The sequence below is a fragment of the Candidatus Accumulibacter propinquus genome, assembly GCF_056856495.1.
Genome location: NZ_JBSEHC010000001.1, coordinates 183,901 through 199,135 on the forward strand (window position 1 = coordinate 183,901; position 15,235 = coordinate 199,135).

Below are 15,235 nucleotides of genomic sequence, written 5' to 3' on the forward strand. Positions count from 1 at the left end.
TTCTTCCCTTTTGCGCACCCCGCTCACCCGGCGTGCATATCCGTTACGCTTGGCGGCCATAGCCCTTTGGACCCACCCCTTCCCATCCCGAACAGGACCGTGAAACGAAGGTACGCCGATGATAGTGCATACTTCATGTGTGAAAGTAGGTCACCGCCAGGCTCCCCCATCACAAAAGCCCTCCCCGGATTATCCCGGCGAGGGCTTTTGCCTTGGTAGCATCCTCAATTGCGTGGACGCATGATGTGGCGCACTCGCTACTGAAAGAGGTACCCCATGACAGCGAATCACGAGATAGCAACTCTTGCCGGAGGGTGCTTTTGGTGTCTGGAGGCGGTATTCGAGCAGATCGACGGTGTGGAGTCAGTGGTGTCCGGTTACTGCGGCGGACACGTTGACCATCCGGATTATGCCGCCGTCTGTACAGGTCGAACGGGACATGCGGAGGCGGTTCAGCTTACTTTTGACCCTGCTCGGTGCAGTTATCGTACCCTTCTCGAAGTCTTCTTTGCGATCCATGATCCGACGACGCGAGATCGGCAGGGGAATGACGTCGGGTCGCAGTATCGATCGGCAATCTTTTATCACACTGACGAGCAGCGGCAGATCGCGAAGGCGCTGGTTGTGGAATTCGAGAATCTGGGCCTGTGGCGCGGACCGATTGTTACCGAACTACTTCCTGCTTCTCGGTTTTTCGCCGCCGAGGCGTATCACCAGCAATATTTTCGCAGAAACTCCGAGCAGGGATACTGTCAAGTCGTTGTAAGCCCCAAACTGGCCAAGCTTCGCAAGCGCTTTACCAGCCTGATCAAGGCGGATCAATGAACGCGCGCAAGTCTCGCAGGAAGCGATCGCGTTCCCACTGGTGCGGCGAGTGATCGGTCCCCTCATATACGTGTAGCACGGCGTTGGCGATCCTGTTTTGAACGTAGTGAGCTGTTTCACTGCGATAATAGTTGCTGGCGCCACCGTAAACCAGCAGCGCCGGGATATCAATCCGGGCCAAGGTGGCTCGGTAGTCGGCTTCGGTCAGGCTTTCCCAGCAGGCGATCAGGGGTGCCGGGTCCTGCTCTTTCAGCCATTGGCGTGCCCTTTCAAGACCGCGCGTATTCTCGTCGTACTTCTTTCGTGCTCGATCATTGAGTCCCATCGCACCTAGGCGCAGAACCGACTCAGCGAAGTCTCTCCTCAGGTCTTTCAACAGGGTCATGGATCGCTCGCGGTCGAAGTCGCCGTAAATACCATTCAACCATCCGGCATCCGTCAGCAGCTTGGGTGACTGGTCGATAAAGCAAAGCTTGCGCAGCCTGTGGCAGCCATATTCCTCAATGTACTGCCAAAGGGTCAAGGCGCCCAGTGAATGACCGACCGCTATCAGGTCGTCAAGTTGGTAGTGGTCGATCAGGTTGCGAAGATCTCGCGCCATGCGCTGCACAGTTGGCACGGTGTCTCGCGTCAGGCGATGTCCACCGTGGCCGCGGGCGTCCCATCGGTAAACCCGGTGTTGTGGTGTCAGTGGGTCGAGAAATGGCGACCATTCCCTGTGGCTCGCCGTCCAACCGTGCAGCATGATGATCGGGGAACCGTGACCTGAAACCTGGAGGTAGATTTTTTCTCCATCATCGGCAATGAAGTGCATCATCACATATGGCAGCGTGGAAATTGCAGAGAGTGTCACAAGGGCCTGCGAATGGCAACCATAATCGCCGCCCAGCAGGGGGAATGCAGCGACGGGAGCACTGTGGGCTTGCTGGGGTCCGACCAGCATTATGCTGACATATCCATCATGAGGTAAGCAACGTCGCAGGTGATCATCATTACAGCCCCTGTCAAAGCGCCGATCCCAGCCCGTTGAATCGCCGCGATGATCAGCGAATGGTGTGCCGCCCAAAGCGAGTCATGCGCACTTCGATGGTGACCGACAGAGCGCTCAGTTTTGCCGCCTGCGCGCGGCGCTCGGCCGTGGCGCGGTAGAGATGCGGTGTCATGGCCAGCAGATCGGCAATCGGCTCCGGGCCCAAGAGCTGCAGCGGGTAGTGGACGGTTTCAGTGGACAGGCTGGTAAAGCCTTGCGGATCTCGCACGTCGGCAGCACGTTCGGGTTTCAGGGAGGGGTAAATGATTTCACGCAGTTCCCGCAGATGATCCGGCCCCGCATCAAGCTGCAGTAATTGGCCATCCGGTTTGAGTACACGGTTAAACTCGGCGTAGACGGGAAACCCGAAAAGGCACAGCACCCAATCAAGCGTTCCCGATTGCACCGGCAGGTTCGCGTTGCTGCCTACGATCCAATTGGGCCGCCTGTCCTGTTTCGCGGCCGACAGCACCGCCCACTTCGAAATGTCCAGCCCAAGCAACACGACTGTCTGTCCGTCACTGTTCGCTGCTGCCAACTGGCGTAGGTAGTAACCCTCGCCGCAACCCGCATCGAGACAACTGACAGTTCCCCTGGGCGGCAGATCCGCCAGTACCGCCTCGCTTGTCGCAGTGGCAATCGCCTGGTAGAAACCGGCATTGAGGAAACGGCGGCGGGCAGCGACCATCTGCCTGCTATCACCCGGGTCGCGCGAGCGCTTATTCTGGACCGGCAGCAGATGGGTATAGCCCTCGCTCGCGATGTCGAAACTGTGTCCGCCAGGGCAGCGCCATGTCGCACCGGTGCAGCACAGGGGGGCGCCGTCCAGCGGGCAGGCCAGCGCCTGGAATGAGGTGATTTTCACGAACAGTGCGTCCTGACGACTTGGGGAGTAGGGTTTGTCGATCGTGGTGCGCAAGCGGGTTCAGGGGAAGGACCTCGCTGAACTGAAACTTCGCCCAGACGGTGACAGCAGGGATTCTACGCTTGCCACGCGTAAACCGAGCGTCGCCGGTGATGTCGTGAATTACGCGCAGGGTGACACGGGAATGCCTACTTGGTCACTTGTCCTGCTATGCTTTTGGCGACAATAATTGTTGATCGATACGCTCAGGGAGGGACACGAGGTGGACCACGCAGGCACCAAGAGCCACGGGCGGACGCGCTTTGCGCTCAAGCAGTATTTTTCACTGAGCAGCCTGCTGTGCACCGTGCTTACCGCAGTGGTGCTGGGTTGGAGCTACCAGCATCTCGCCCTCGGCGACCTCAAGTACCTTGCCGAAGGCCGCAACATTGCGTTGACCAACGCCTTTGCCAACGCATTGTGGCCGAACTTTGCCACCCTCGTCGATGATCATCCCGACGCAACGGCTGAGGTTCTGCGCTTGCACGCTCAGGAAATCCACCTCCAGGATCTGGTTGTGCAGCACATGAAGGGCACGGAAGTTGTCAAGGTCAAGGTTTACGCCTTGAACGGCGTGACCGTGTTCTCCACCGATCCCAGACAGACCGGCGAAGACAAGAGCAGCAATGCGGGGTTCCTGGCGGCCAGGGAGGGCAGGGTGGCGAGCGTCCTGAATCATCGGGACACCATGGATACCTTCGAAGGGACCGTTACCGACCTCGACGTCATTTCGTCTTACCTGCCGGTGCGCAACGATAGGAAGGCGATAGTCGGTGTCATCGAGATTTACAGCGACGTCACAGCCTTTGTCGTCCACCTGGAGGAAACCCGCCGGATCGTGATCGGCATTGTCTTTGGCCTGCTGGCGCTGCTCTACGGACTGCTCTACCTGCTGGTGGCGCGCGCTCAGGGGATCATCGACCGCCAATCGTCGGAGCTTGAGGCATCCCTCAATGCGCTTGAACTTGCCAACCGGGAACTCGACCACCGGGTCCAGGAACGTACGCAGGCGCTCAATGAAACGAACAGGAACCTGATCAAGGAGATCGACGTGCGTCGCGCCGCCGAAAAGCAGCTCAAGCTGGCGGCGGAGGTCTTCGACAATGCCAAGGAAGGCATCATGATCACCGATGCCGACCAGCAGATCCTGGCAGTCAATGATGCGTTCACGCGGATGACCGGTTACAGCGCCGACGAAGTCGTTGGTCAGACGCCGCGCCTGCTCAATTCGGGGCGACAGGACGCTGCGTTTTACGCGACAATCTGGGCGGCACTGACCTCTGAAATGCATTGGCAGGGCGAGATCTGGAACCGACGCAAGAACGGCGAAGTCTTTCCGGAATGGCTGAGCATCGCCGCCGTGCGCGACGAGGAAGCCAGCGTATCCCACTATGTGGCGGTGTTTTCCGATCTGACGCAGCGCAAGGCGGCTGAAAGAAAGATCGACCATCTTGCTTTCTACGACATCCTCACCGATCTGCCGAACCGCCGGCTGTTGCTCGACCGGTTGCAGCACGCGCTGACTGCCAGTTCGCGAACCGGTCGCGGCGGTGCCTTGCTGTTCGTCGATCTCGACAACTTCAAGAGCCTCAACGACATCGTTGGCCGAGACCAGGGAGACTTGGTATTGCTGCAGGTTGCCCAGCGTCTGGCTGGCTGCGTGCGCGCCAGCGACACCGTTTCGCGTCCGGGCAGTGACGAATTCGTGGTGATGCTCGAAGATCTGAGTGAAGGCGCCCAGGAGGCCGCGACGCAGGCCGAAATGGTCGGAGAGAAGATCCTGGCCGCGCTCAGTCAGGTTTACCAGCTCGCCAGTTACGCACATCACTGCACGGTCAGTATCGGCATTGCCCTTTTTGGCGATCGCCAGGAGGGTGTCGATGAGTTGCTGCAACGTGCGGAGTCCGCCATGCATCATGCCAAGGGGGCGGGTCGCAACACGCTGCGCTTCTTCGACCCGAGCATGCAGGCGGTCATCACCGCGCGTGCCGCTCTGGAAGCCGGCTTGCGTGAAGCCGTGCAGAGAGAGCAGTTCCTGGTGTACTACCAGGCGCAGGTGGATTCGTCCGGTCGGGTCACCGGTGCCGAAGCCTTGCTGCGCTGGTTCCATCCCGAGCGCGGCCTGGTGTCGCCGGCCGAGTTCATTCCCCTGGTCGAGGAAACCAGGCTGATCCTGCCTATCGGTCAATGGGTGCTGGACACGGCTTGCGAGCGACTGGCGGCGTGGGCCGACCAACCCGCGCTGGCGCATCTCACGATCGCGGTGAACGTCAGTGCCCGTCAGTTTCACGACGAGGGTTTTGTCGACCAGGTGCTGGCGGCGCTGGCGCGTAGCGGAGCCCGGCCGCAACGGCTCAAGCTGGAACTCACCGAGAGCCTGCTGGTGGACGATGTCGACCAGGTTATTGCCAAGATGAGTGTTCTCAAGGCTAAGGGCGTCGATTTTTCGCTGGACGATTTTGGGACCGGCTACTCGTCGCTGTCTTATCTGAAGCGCTTGCCGCTCGATCAGTTGAAGATCGACCAGAGCTTCATCCGCAACATCCTTACCGACACCAATGATGCTGCGATTGCCAGAATGGTCGTCGTTCTCGCAGAAAGCCTGGGGCTCGCGGTCATCGCCGAGGGCGTGGAAACCGAAGCCCAGAGGGATTTTCTCGCCAGTCAGGGCTGTCACGCGTACCAGGGCTACCTGTTCAGCCGACCGCTGCCGGTCGAAGGCTTCGAGGCGTTTGCGCAACGGGCGTGAGTACGTTTGGGATGGTTGCTGGGCAAGGGCCGAGATGAATCCCTTAACTACTCGACCAGTCGGTAACCCACTCCAGGCTCAGTTCGAATATGCCGTGGAAGATTTGCGTCAATCTCGAGTTTCCGTCGTAAACCCGCCATATAAACCCGCAGGTAATGCGTATCGTCAACGTGGCTGGGTCCCCAGACCTCGCACAGAATTTGCCGATGCGTGACCACCTTGCCGAGGTTTCTCAGCAGCAGGGAGAGTAGCTTGTATTCGATGGGGGTCAGATGAATTTCCAGTTCGCCGCGCCAAACCTGCCGCTTGATCAGGTCAATCCGCAGGTCACCCACAATGAATTGCGGATTTTCCGTTCCGGATGAATGTACAGCCCGTCGGAGCAGGGCACGAACGCGTGCCTGCAACTCCGGGATGCCGAAAGGCTTGGTCAGATAATCGTCGGCACCGGCGTCGAGTGCCCTGACTTTATCGCTCTCCATGCTGCGGGCCGAGAGGATGAGGATGGGTACGCCAGACCAGGTGCGAATTTCGCGGATGACATCGATACCGTCACGGTCCGGCAATCCCAGGTCGAGGACGATCAGATCAGGTTTGCGCGTTCCGGACTCGATGATCCCGCGTTCACCCGATCCCGCCTCGGTCACCTTACAGTTTTCCGCCTCAAGCGCCACTCTCACGAAGCGCCGTATCTGGACTTCGTCTTCAATGACGATGACGCTGTGCGGGATTGCACCAGTGCTCATTCGACAACCTCCCTGGGGACTTCCGGGGCGTTCCCCGCCGGCAGGCGGATGACAAAGCGCGTTCCACCCTCGTCGCGATTCCCGGCGCTGACGGTACCCTCGTGCGCTTCGACAATGGCCCGGACAATGGACAGCCCCAGACCAACACCGGTGACCGCTGATTCGTTCCTGCCACGAGCGAATGCTTCAAAAAGGGCTTCTTCCTTGCCATGGGGCAGTCCGGGCCCGTTGTCCTCGACGATGATTTCAACTGAATCCCCATTCTGCCGTGCCCACAGTGAAATTGTGCTGCCTGTAGGGGTGTATTTTGCAGCATTCTCCAGCAGGTTGCAGAACACCCGTTCCATCAGAATCGGGTCGAAATAGAGCAGTGGCAGATCGGCCGGCAGTGTCACCTCAACCGAATGGCCTGACAACTGGTGGGCGCGGGCTTGCAGTGCGACGCCGATGATTTCTTCCAGTGGTTGCCAGTCGCGATTGATCCTGACGTTGCGCGACTGCAAACGCGCCATGTCGAGCAGGTTGGTGACCAGCGCGCTGGTTCGCAGTGCCTCGTCGCGAATGGACTGAGCTATGTCGGCTTGAGCCTTGGGCAACGGCGGACCGGCCAGGCTGAGGGAGTCGGCCAGGCCGGTCAGCACTGTCAGCGGTGTGCGGAGGTCATGGGAAAGCGCGGACAACAAGGAATTCCGCAACTGCTCCGATTCCATCTGGATCAAGGCTTCCTGTGCGACGGCGATGAAATGCACGCGTTCGAGGGCAATCGCAATCAGCGTTGCGCTGGTCTCCAGCAGTCTTTGTTGTTCCGGAGCGGCAGTCCATTGTCCGGCTGTTGGCGATATCGCCAGGATGCCCCGCGTCCGCATCGGCGCCTTCAGCGGGACGTAGAGCACGGGTGCCGACGGCAGCGTTCCGGTCGAGAATCCGGCCAGTTCATTGTGATCAAATGCCCATTGAGCGATGCCCGCATCCAGTTGCGGCAAGGCCTCCGTTTCACTCACCGACACCAGTTTGTCTTTCGTGTCCAGAGCCAGGAGCAAGGACGGAGCGCCGAACACGCGTTGCACAAAGCGCTCGCTGATTTCAGCAATCTGTTCAGTGGCCAGAGCGCTGGACAGTTCTCTGGCCATTTCGAACAGGGCGCGTATGCGCTGCTCGCGACTCTCGGCAACGGCCACCTGAAACTTCAGGCCGGCGGTCAGTTGCCCGATCAGCAGAGCAACGGCCAGCATGACCGCAAAAGTCAGGATGTACTGAACGTCGCTGACCGCGAACGAGAAACGCGGCGGTACGAAGAAGAAATCGAATGCGGCGACAGCCAGAAGCGCCGCGAAAGCACCGGGGCCGCGCCCGAGTTTATAGGCGACAAAGACCGCAGCCAGCAGGAAGACCATGACGATATTGGCCAGGTCCAGGAGGTGGAGCAGAGGCGTCATCAGACACGCGACCAGCGCGACCGCTGCCGCAGCCCAGGCATAACCCGGCCAGTCCCGTGCGACAGCAGTCGGGGTGCTCTCGGATAGCGTAGGCGGCGTGTTTTCCCGTTCATCGCGGTCGCGCGCGACCAGGACGACGTCCAGTTCAGGGCCTGCGCGGCTCATGCGCTCGGCAAAGCTGCGTTGCCAGGGCCAGAGCCTTGCCGTGTCACGACCGATAATCACTTTGCCCAAATTGTGGTCGCGGGCATAGGCCACTGCCACCGCGATGGGGTCCTGTCCAGACAGGCTGGCCGTGGTCGCGCCCAGATCCTGGGCAAGCTTGAGCGTACGCAGGATGCGTGCCCGCGCATCGGCCGGCAAACGCTGAAGCCTGGGTGTCTCGACGTAGATGGCATGCCAGGGCACGTTGAACTGTGCCGCCTGGCGAGCGCCGGCCCGAATCAGCTTGTTGCTCCCGACGCCGGCGCTGACGCAGACGAGCAGCGATTCCTGGGTTGGCCAGACGGTCGTGACGGATTTTTCCCGGCGATAGGCCAGCACGTCGTCGTCCACCCGATCCGCTGTTCGGCGAAGCGCCAGTTCGCGCAGCGCCAGCAAATTGCCTTTGCGGAAAAAGTTCTGCACCGCTCGCTCGGCCTGTTGCGGTATGTAGACCTTGCCTTCCTGCAGGCGCCGGAGCAGTTCTTCGTGTGGCAAATCGACCAGAATAATTTCGTCAGCACTGTCAAAAACGTGATCCGGCACCGTTTCCCAGACCTTCGTCCCGGTAATGCCGCCGACAACATCGTTCAAACTCTCCAGATGCTGGACGTTGACCGTAGTACATACGTCGATGCCGGCGCCGAGCAACTCCTCGACATCCTGCCAGCGTTTGGGATGGCGTGAGCCTGGCGCATTGGAATGCGCAAGTTCATCCATCAGGATCAGATCCGGAGCGCGTGCCAGGGCCGCATCGAGATCAAATTCCTGAAGTTGATGTCCTTTGTAGTCAATCAGGCGCAGCGGGATCAGATTCAGCCCCTGGAGCAGCGCCGCCGTCTCCGAACGGCCGTGCGTTTCCACCACTCCGATGGCCAGGTCGACGCCCTGGCCAACCAGCACGCGGGCGGCGCTGAGCATTGCATAAGTCTTGCCGACCCCCGGGCTGGCGCCGAAAAATATCTTCAGTTTCCCGCGCCGGGCCTGAAGGGCATCGGCCTCAAGCTGGGCGAGAAGCGCGTCCGGATCGGGGCGCTGAACCATTTCAGCCATGCCCGGCCTTTCTAGCCTCCGGCATCGAGTCGACTTCGGACATGATGAGTTCTAGCGGCTATTTGCAGCTTTGTCCAGGCGCAGGTTCAGTGCCAGGACATTGACCCGGGGTTCGCCGAGGAAGCCCAACTGGCGACCCTCGGTTTGGGCAATGACCAGAGTCCTGACTTCCTGCTCGGAAAGATGCCGCTCGCGGGCGACCCGTGGTACTTGCCAGAGGGCTGCTGCAACGCTGATGTGCGGATCAAGGCCGCTGGCCGAGGCAGTGACGAGATCGACCGGGATAGGGGAAGTCTGCGCCGGGTCGCTGGCCTTGAGGGCATCGATGCGCCCCTTGACGGCTTCGGCCAATGCCGGATTGAGTGGCCCCTGGTTGGATCCGCCGGAAGATGCTGCGTTGTAAGGCATCGGTGAAGTGGCAGAAGGACGTCCCCAGAAGTGTTTGGGGTCGGAAAAGTGCTGCCCGACCAGGCGGGAGCCGACGATCCTGCCGTCACTTTCCAGCAGGCTGCCATCCGATGCGTTGGCAAATGCCACCTTGGCCACGCCGGTAACCAGCGCCGGATAGAGCATCCCGGTCAGTATCGACAGGGCCATCAGCAAGATGAGAGCGGGTCTGAATTCCTTGAGCATGGCGAACTCCTCAGGCGAGATTGAGGCCGACCAGCAGGAGGTCGATGGCCTTGATGCCGATGAATGGAACCACCAACCCGCCCAGCCCGTAGACCAGCAGGTTGCGGCGCAGGATGGCGACGGCACCCGACGGGCGATAGGCGACGCCCTTGAGAGCCAGCGGGATCAGGGCAATGATCACCAGCGCATTGAAGATCACGGCCGACAGGATGGCCGATGAAGGCGTTGCCAGCCCCATCACGTTGAGCGCATTCAGGGCAGGATAGGTGGTTGCAAAGGCGGCCGGGATGATGGCGAAGTATTTGGCGATATCGTTGGCAATGGAGAAGGTGGTCAGTGCGCCGCGGGTCATCAGCATCTGCTTGCCGGTTTCGACGACCTCGATCAGTTTGGTCGGGTTGGAGTCCAGATCAACCATGTTGCCGGCTTCCTTGGCGGCCTGCGTGCCGGTGTTCATGGCTACTGCCACGTCGGCCTGGGCCAGCGCCGGTGCGTCGTTGGTGCCGTCGCCGGTCATCGCGACCAGACGGCCTTCCGCCTGGTACTGGCGGATCAGCTTCAGCTTGGCTTCAGGCGTCGCTTCGGCGAGGAAGTCGTCGACCCCGGCTTCGGCCGCGATGGCCGCTGCCGTCAGGTTATTGTCGCCGGTGATCATCACCGTCTTGATGCCCATGCGGCGCAGCTCGGCAAATCGCTCCTTGATACCCCCCTTGACGATGTCCTTGAGTTCGACAGCACCCAGCACCCGGTTTCCTTCAGCGACGACCAATGGTGTCGAACCACGCCGGGAGATTTCATCGACCGCTTCCTGTACCTTTGCCGGCCAAGTACCGCCCTGGGTGGTGATGTAGGCACGCACGGCATCGGTAGCACCCTTGCGGATACAGCGACCATTCCAGTCGATGCCGCTCATCCGGGTCTGGGCGGTGAAATGGACGAAGATTGCGCCTTCGGCATGGATGTCGCGACCGCGCTGATGCAGCGTTTCCTTGGCCAGCGTGACGATCGAGCGACCTTCCGGAGTTTCGTCGGCCAGCGAGGCATAGAGCGCCGCTTCGGCCAGTGCTGGCGCCCCGACGCCGGGTGCGGCGACAAAGGATGAGGCCTGGCGATTGCCGAGGGTGATGGTGCCGGTCTTGTCGAGCATCAGCACATCGACGTCGCCGGCTGCCTCAACTGCGCGGCCCGAGGTGGCGATGACGTTCTTGCCCATCATCCGGCTCATGCCGGCGACGCCGATGGCTGACAACAAGCCGCCGATGGTCGTTGGGATCAGGCAGACCAGCAGGGCAACCAGAACCGTCACCGTGATCGGCGTACCAACCCCTGCCGAGTTCACACTGAACAGCGAAAATGGCAGCAGCGTCGCGGTGGCCAGCAGGAAGGCCAGGGTCAGTGCCACCAGCAGGATGGTCAGGGCAATTTCGTTCGGTGTTTTCTGACGTTTGGCCGCTTCGACCATGCCGATCATGCGGTCGATGAAAGTTTCGCCCGGGTTGACCGTGATACGCACGACCAGCCAGTCGGAGAGAATGCGGGTACCACCGGTCACCGACGAGAAGTCGCCACCGGCTTCGCGGATTACCGGCGCCGACTCACCGGTAATCGCCGATTCGTCCACTGAAGCGACGCCCTCGATGACTTCGCCGTCGCCGGGGATGATGTCGCCGGCAGCGACCATGACCACGTCACCCTTGCGCAGATCCTCGGACGGTGTCGTGTGGATCTGGGAGCCGTAGTGCGGTTCCAGCAGCTTCTTGGCCCAGACCGTTTTACGCAGTCCTTTCAGGGCGGCGGCTTGAGCCTTGCCGCGTCCTTCGGCGACCGCTTCGGCAAAATTGGCGAAGATCACGGTGAACCAGAGCCACAGCGTGATGGCCAGGATGAAGGCGGCCGGTGCCTCGCCTTCGCCGGCCAAGGCCTGGATGAACAGGCCGGTGGTCAGCAGGCTGCCCAGCCAGACGACGAACATCACCGGGTTCCTCACCTGATAGCGCGGCGATAGGCGCTTGCAGGATTCCCAGGCGGCTTCCCGAAGGATAGCCGCGTCGTAAAGTGTGTGTACGGTTTGCATACGGATTTTCCTTAGTGCATGCCAAGCATTTGCAGTTGTTCGACGATCGGGCCGAGCGCCAGTGCCGGCAGGAAAGTCAGGGCGCCGACGACGATCACCGTGCCGATCAACAGAAGGACGAACAGCGGAGTATGCGTCGGCAGCGTGCCGGCACCGGGTGGGATGCGCTTCTTGGCAGCCAGCGAGCCCGCAATGGCCAGTACCGGAACGATGATCCAGAAGCGCGCGAAGAGCATGGCGAAGCCCAGCAGCGTATTGTAGAACGGCGTATTGGCTGACAGCCCGGCAAAGGCGCTGCCGTTGTTGTTGCCGGCTGACGAGAAGGCGTAGAGGATTTCCGAGAAGCCGTGCGCGCCGGGGTTGGCGATGCCGGCCCGGCCCGCATCGAGCATCACCGCCATGGCCGTACCGACCAGCACCACTAGCGGCGGCACGAGGATGGCGACGGCGGCCATCTTGATCTCGAAAGCCTCGATCTTCTTGCCCAGGTATTCCGGAGTGCGACCAATCATCAGGCCGGCGACGAAAACCGCCACGAGCGCGAAGATGATCATGCCGTAGAGGCCCGATCCAACGCCGCCGAAGATCACTTCGCCGAGTTGCATCAGCCACATCGGTACCAGTCCGCCGAGGGGTGTGAACGAGTCGTGCATGGCATTGACCGAGCCGTTGGAGGCCGCCGTCGTTACCGTCGCCCACAGCGCTGAATTGACCACGCCAAAACGCGTTTCCTTACCCTCCATGTTGCCGCCGGACTGCAAGTCGGAGGCTTGCGTAGCTAGCCCGAGGCGTTCGAACAGCGGATTGCCGGCCTGTTCGGCCGCGACACACAAGCTAATCAACGCAACCAGGACAATGGTCATCGCCGCCAGGATGGCCAGTCCCTGGCGCCGGTCCTTGATGTAGATGCCGAAGGCCACGCAGAGGGCGGCAGGGATGATCAGGATGGCCAGCATCTCCAGCAAATTGGAGAGTGGGGTCGGGTTCTCAAGGGGGTGCGCCGAGTTTACGTTGAAATAGCCGCCGCCATTGGTGCCCAGTTGCTTGATGGCCACCTGCGACGCCACCGGGCCGACCGCGATGGTCTGCTCATGGGTGGTTACCTTTTCGGTCACCGGCTGGTTATTGTCATCCAGAAGCGCTTGACCGTCGGAAGCGAGCTTGGGTTGTTGATATTCAAGGGCTTCCATCAGCGTCACGGTATGGTGAGCCGAAAAGGTCTGCACCACGCCCTGGCTGCTTAGTGCCACGGCCAGACAGAGGGAAAGTGGCAGCAGGATATAAAGCGTCGAGCGCACCATATCCACCCAGAAATTGCCGACCACATTCGCTTCCCGATTCACGAAACCACGGGCCAGCGCGATCAGCACGGCCATGCCGGTGGCGGCAGACAGGAAATTCTGGACCGTCAGGCCGAGCATCTGGGTCAGGTAGCTCATCGTCGACTCGCCGCCGTAGCTCTGCCAGTTGGTGTTGGTGGCAAAGCTGACGGCGGTGTTGAAGGCCAGATCGGCCGTTGTGCCGGCCATCCCGTCGGGATTGAACGGCAGGTCGGCTTGCAGGCGTTGCAGGGCATAAACGACGACAAGGCCCAGCAGATTGAAGATCAGCAGGGCGACGGCATAACGTGTCCAGTGCATCTGGTCTGCATCGCTGACGCCGGCCAGCCGGTACAGGCCACGCTCGACCGGGCGCAGCCAACGGATGAATAGCGGAATGTCTCCCTGGTAGATGCTGGCCATGTAGATGCCCAGAGGCCAGGCGAACAGCAGCAGTGCGGCAAGGTAGAAACCGATTTGCAGATAGCCGTTGCCAGTCATGAAAAATTCTCCGGAAAAAAGAGAACTGCGACAAGGTAGACAAAGACGCCTAGCGCGCCAATCAGAGCAATCAAATACAAGAGATTCATTTTTGCCTCCGAATTTTTTCAAAGATCAAGGCAAGCCAGGCTGTGAGGGCAAAGAAACCAGCGGCGAGCAGTAGGTATAGCGGGTCCATGCCACCTCCGAATGAACAAGCGGGTCAGAAACCCAACGTTACCAAAGGCGCCATTAAGATCGAACTAATAGTCGAGGTCGAGGCGTTAAGGAAACGTAAAGCTCCCCGGATCTCGGCGTGTTCTCGTGAGTCAGGCGGACGGTACTCCGTCGTGTCGGTCAATACCCAGAGTATGCGTGCCAGCGTACCGACGGCGTGCGCGGGTTCTCTTAGTCTCATCGCCAACGGTGCTGCGCTGACCTCGGAAACCAGTTTTCAAGTGGCTTCCGAAGGTCGGTCAGGTTCCGTCCTTGCTGTAGCGATGGCCCGATCCGCCGCCGCCGAATATTGCCGCCGGGATCTGATCAAGTCCGGGGGATTGCTCACCATGACGTGGGTCGATCCGTTAAGTCAATAAGAAGGAATCATCATGAACTATTCGAAGCTGATTGCCGCCACACTGACGACGCTCGCATTGAGCGCCTGCTTCACACTTCCCGCGGGTCCGGCCGGGCCACAAGGCGCGACGGGGCACACTGGTGCAACGGGCAATACCGGTAATACCGGATATACGGGTGCAACCGGCGACACCGGTGCCAGTGGCGGAACCGGTGCTACCGGAAGCACCGGGGCGACGGGATATACCGGGGCGACGGGTGATACGGGCGCGACCGGCAACACGGGTGCCCGCGGCAACACGGGTGCAAAGGGAACGACCAGCGGTGGCACGGTGGTCATCGTTCCTCCTCGCTGAGGACCACTGCCGCAAGGTGAGGACCAGGTTTTCGGTCGCATCTCCGATGCCCTGGAGTGGAAGATGGGCGCGGGTGCGGGTCGGCAATCGCCGGCGTTGTGGCATTCGCATGTTCTGTCGGTGTGTTTTGGCTGGCATCGCGGCGCGCACAGATCGTGACAAGGCGTCACAACACGATCGTCGTCGAGCGTCTATGCCGGTGCGTTGGTCAAAAGTACCGACAACAAAGGGTCCATCATGAAACGTCTAATAGTTGCCGCAGTTCTCTCCGTCGCTACCAGCGTGACGGTACTTGCCGCCGACCTTGGTGTATCGGTCAGCATCGGCCAGCCCGGTTTCTACGGGCACGTGGACATCGGGGGCTATCCGCCGCCGCAGCTCATATACCAGAGGCCGGTGGTCATCGAGCGGCGGGTGCCGGTGAGTCGTCCGCCGATCTACCTGAATGTTCCACCTGGCCAGGCGAAACATTGGCGCCGACACTGCGGCGCCTACAATGCCTGTGGCGAACGGGTTTATTTCGTGCGGAACAGTTGGTACAACCACGAATACGTTCCGCGCTACCAGGAATTTCACGGTGACCGCTGGCACGACCGACGAGATGAGCGCCGGGGCGAGTACCGGGGCGAGTACCGGGGTGAGTACCGGGGCGATGGTCACCCGGGGCAAAACAACCAATACCACGGTGGCGGCCGTGGCCAGGGGCGTGATCAATGAGCGATGGGCTCAGAGTCGCTGCCGGTACCTGCCGTGGCGCCGCGCATCGGCGTAAGTACGCTGGCGTACAGACGCTGTCGGCCACGCGCAACGATAATCAACGAACAACCAGTGGATTCGGCAGATCGCCGGACCG

At 60.7% G+C, this 15,235-nt stretch carries 12 protein-coding genes and 1 rRNA gene; 5 read left to right on the forward strand and 8 right to left on the reverse strand.

Annotated elements, in window-relative coordinates:
- Positions 1–48 precede the first annotated feature (48 nt).
- Positions 49–162, forward strand: a 5S ribosomal RNA gene (gene rrf, locus AC15MQ_RS00810).
- A gap of 114 nt (positions 163–276) precedes the next feature.
- Positions 277–825, forward strand: a complete 549-nt coding sequence (gene msrA, locus AC15MQ_RS00815; protein ID WP_483079048.1) for a peptide-methionine (S)-S-oxide reductase MsrA — start codon at positions 277–279, stop codon at positions 823–825.
- On the opposite strand, the gene AC15MQ_RS00820 is transcribed toward msrA, so the two are convergent.
- Together AC15MQ_RS00820 and AC15MQ_RS00825 are read right to left on the reverse strand one after the other, a co-directional pair.
- Positions 809–1,768: an alpha/beta fold hydrolase gene (locus AC15MQ_RS00820; RefSeq protein WP_483079049.1), complete on the reverse strand. Its 960-nt coding sequence runs from the start codon at positions 1,766–1,768 to the stop codon at positions 809–811. The genes msrA and AC15MQ_RS00820 overlap by 17 nt on opposite strands.
- A gap of 100 nt (positions 1,769–1,868) precedes the next feature.
- Positions 1,869–2,720, reverse strand: a complete 852-nt coding sequence (locus AC15MQ_RS00825) for a putative RNA methyltransferase (protein ID WP_287655719.1) — start codon at positions 2,718–2,720, stop codon at positions 1,869–1,871.
- A gap of 229 nt (positions 2,721–2,949) precedes the next feature.
- On the opposite strand from AC15MQ_RS00825, the gene AC15MQ_RS00830 reads away from it, so the two are divergent.
- A complete protein-coding gene (locus tag AC15MQ_RS00830; RefSeq protein WP_483079050.1) occupies positions 2,950–5,508 on the forward strand; it encodes a putative bifunctional diguanylate cyclase/phosphodiesterase in 2,559 nt (852 codons plus the stop codon).
- Positions 5,509–5,555: 47 nt separating this feature from the next.
- Here AC15MQ_RS00830 and AC15MQ_RS00835 read toward each other — a convergent pair whose 3' ends face one another.
- From AC15MQ_RS00835 to AC15MQ_RS00860, 6 genes are read right to left on the reverse strand one after another with little or no spacing between them, the layout of a single operon-like run.
- Entirely contained in the window at positions 5,556–6,254 is a 699-nt protein-coding gene (locus AC15MQ_RS00835) for a response regulator (protein ID WP_483079051.1), read from the reverse strand.
- A complete protein-coding gene (kdpD, locus tag AC15MQ_RS00840) occupies positions 6,251–8,944 on the reverse strand; it encodes a two-component system sensor histidine kinase KdpD (protein WP_483079052.1) in 2,694 nt (897 codons plus the stop codon). The genes AC15MQ_RS00835 and kdpD overlap by 4 nt, the downstream gene beginning before the upstream one ends.
- A 51-nt stretch (positions 8,945–8,995) precedes the next feature.
- Complete coding sequence (gene kdpC / locus AC15MQ_RS00845) at positions 8,996–9,577, reverse strand: potassium-transporting ATPase subunit KdpC (RefSeq protein WP_483079053.1); 582 nt, start codon at positions 9,575–9,577, stop codon at positions 8,996–8,998.
- A 10-nt stretch (positions 9,578–9,587) separates the two neighbouring features.
- On the reverse strand, positions 9,588–11,651 hold the full coding sequence (gene kdpB / locus AC15MQ_RS00850; protein ID WP_483079054.1) for a potassium-transporting ATPase subunit KdpB: 2,064 nt from the start codon (positions 11,649–11,651) through the stop codon (positions 9,588–9,590).
- Between the two features lie 11 nt (positions 11,652–11,662).
- Positions 11,663–13,471, reverse strand: a complete 1,809-nt coding sequence (kdpA, locus tag AC15MQ_RS00855) for a potassium-transporting ATPase subunit KdpA (RefSeq protein ID WP_483079055.1) — start codon at positions 13,469–13,471, stop codon at positions 11,663–11,665.
- On the reverse strand, positions 13,468–13,560 hold the full coding sequence (locus AC15MQ_RS00860; RefSeq protein WP_483079056.1) for a potassium-transporting ATPase subunit F: 93 nt from the start codon (positions 13,558–13,560) through the stop codon (positions 13,468–13,470). Before AC15MQ_RS00860 ends, kdpA begins: the two co-directional genes overlap by 4 nt.
- Before the next feature lie 498 nt (positions 13,561–14,058).
- Between AC15MQ_RS00860 and AC15MQ_RS00865 the strand changes: the two genes are divergently transcribed.
- Together AC15MQ_RS00865 and AC15MQ_RS00870 are read left to right on the forward strand one after the other, a co-directional pair.
- The gene (locus AC15MQ_RS00865) at positions 14,059–14,382 is read left to right on the forward strand and encodes a collagen-like protein (protein ID WP_287669520.1); all 324 of its coding nucleotides are present in this window, start codon (positions 14,059–14,061) and stop codon (positions 14,380–14,382) included.
- Positions 14,383–14,619: 237 nt separating this feature from the next.
- Entirely contained in the window at positions 14,620–15,099 is a 480-nt protein-coding gene (locus AC15MQ_RS00870) for a hypothetical protein (RefSeq protein ID WP_483079057.1), read from the forward strand.
- Positions 15,100–15,235: the final 136 nt, after the last annotated feature.

What these genes read in the sequence shown, in the direction of transcription:
- msrA (WP_483079048.1), top strand. Translation starts at nt 277, where the DNA reads ATGACAGCGAATCACGAGATAGCAACTCTTGCCGGAGGGTGCTTTTGG.
- AC15MQ_RS00820 (WP_483079049.1), bottom strand. Translation starts at nt 1,768, where the DNA reads ATGCTGGTCGGACCCCAGCAAGCCCACAGTGCTCCCGTCGCTGCATTC.
- AC15MQ_RS00835 (WP_483079051.1), bottom strand. Translation starts at nt 6,254, where the DNA reads ATGAGCACTGGTGCAATCCCGCACAGCGTCATCGTCATTGAAGACGAA.
- kdpD (WP_483079052.1), bottom strand. Translation starts at nt 8,944, where the DNA reads ATGGCTGAAATGGTTCAGCGCCCCGATCCGGACGCGCTTCTCGCCCAG.
- kdpC (WP_483079053.1), bottom strand. Translation starts at nt 9,577, where the DNA reads ATGCTCAAGGAATTCAGACCCGCTCTCATCTTGCTGATGGCCCTGTCG.
- kdpB (WP_483079054.1), bottom strand. Translation starts at nt 11,651, where the DNA reads ATGCAAACCGTACACACACTTTACGACGCGGCTATCCTTCGGGAAGCC.
- kdpA (WP_483079055.1), bottom strand. Translation starts at nt 13,471, where the DNA reads ATGACTGGCAACGGCTATCTGCAAATCGGTTTCTACCTTGCCGCACTG.
- AC15MQ_RS00860 (WP_483079056.1), bottom strand. Translation starts at nt 13,560, where the DNA reads ATGAATCTCTTGTATTTGATTGCTCTGATTGGCGCGCTAGGCGTCTTT.
- AC15MQ_RS00865 (WP_287669520.1), top strand. Translation starts at nt 14,059, where the DNA reads ATGAACTATTCGAAGCTGATTGCCGCCACACTGACGACGCTCGCATTG.
- AC15MQ_RS00870 (WP_483079057.1), top strand. Translation starts at nt 14,620, where the DNA reads ATGAAACGTCTAATAGTTGCCGCAGTTCTCTCCGTCGCTACCAGCGTG.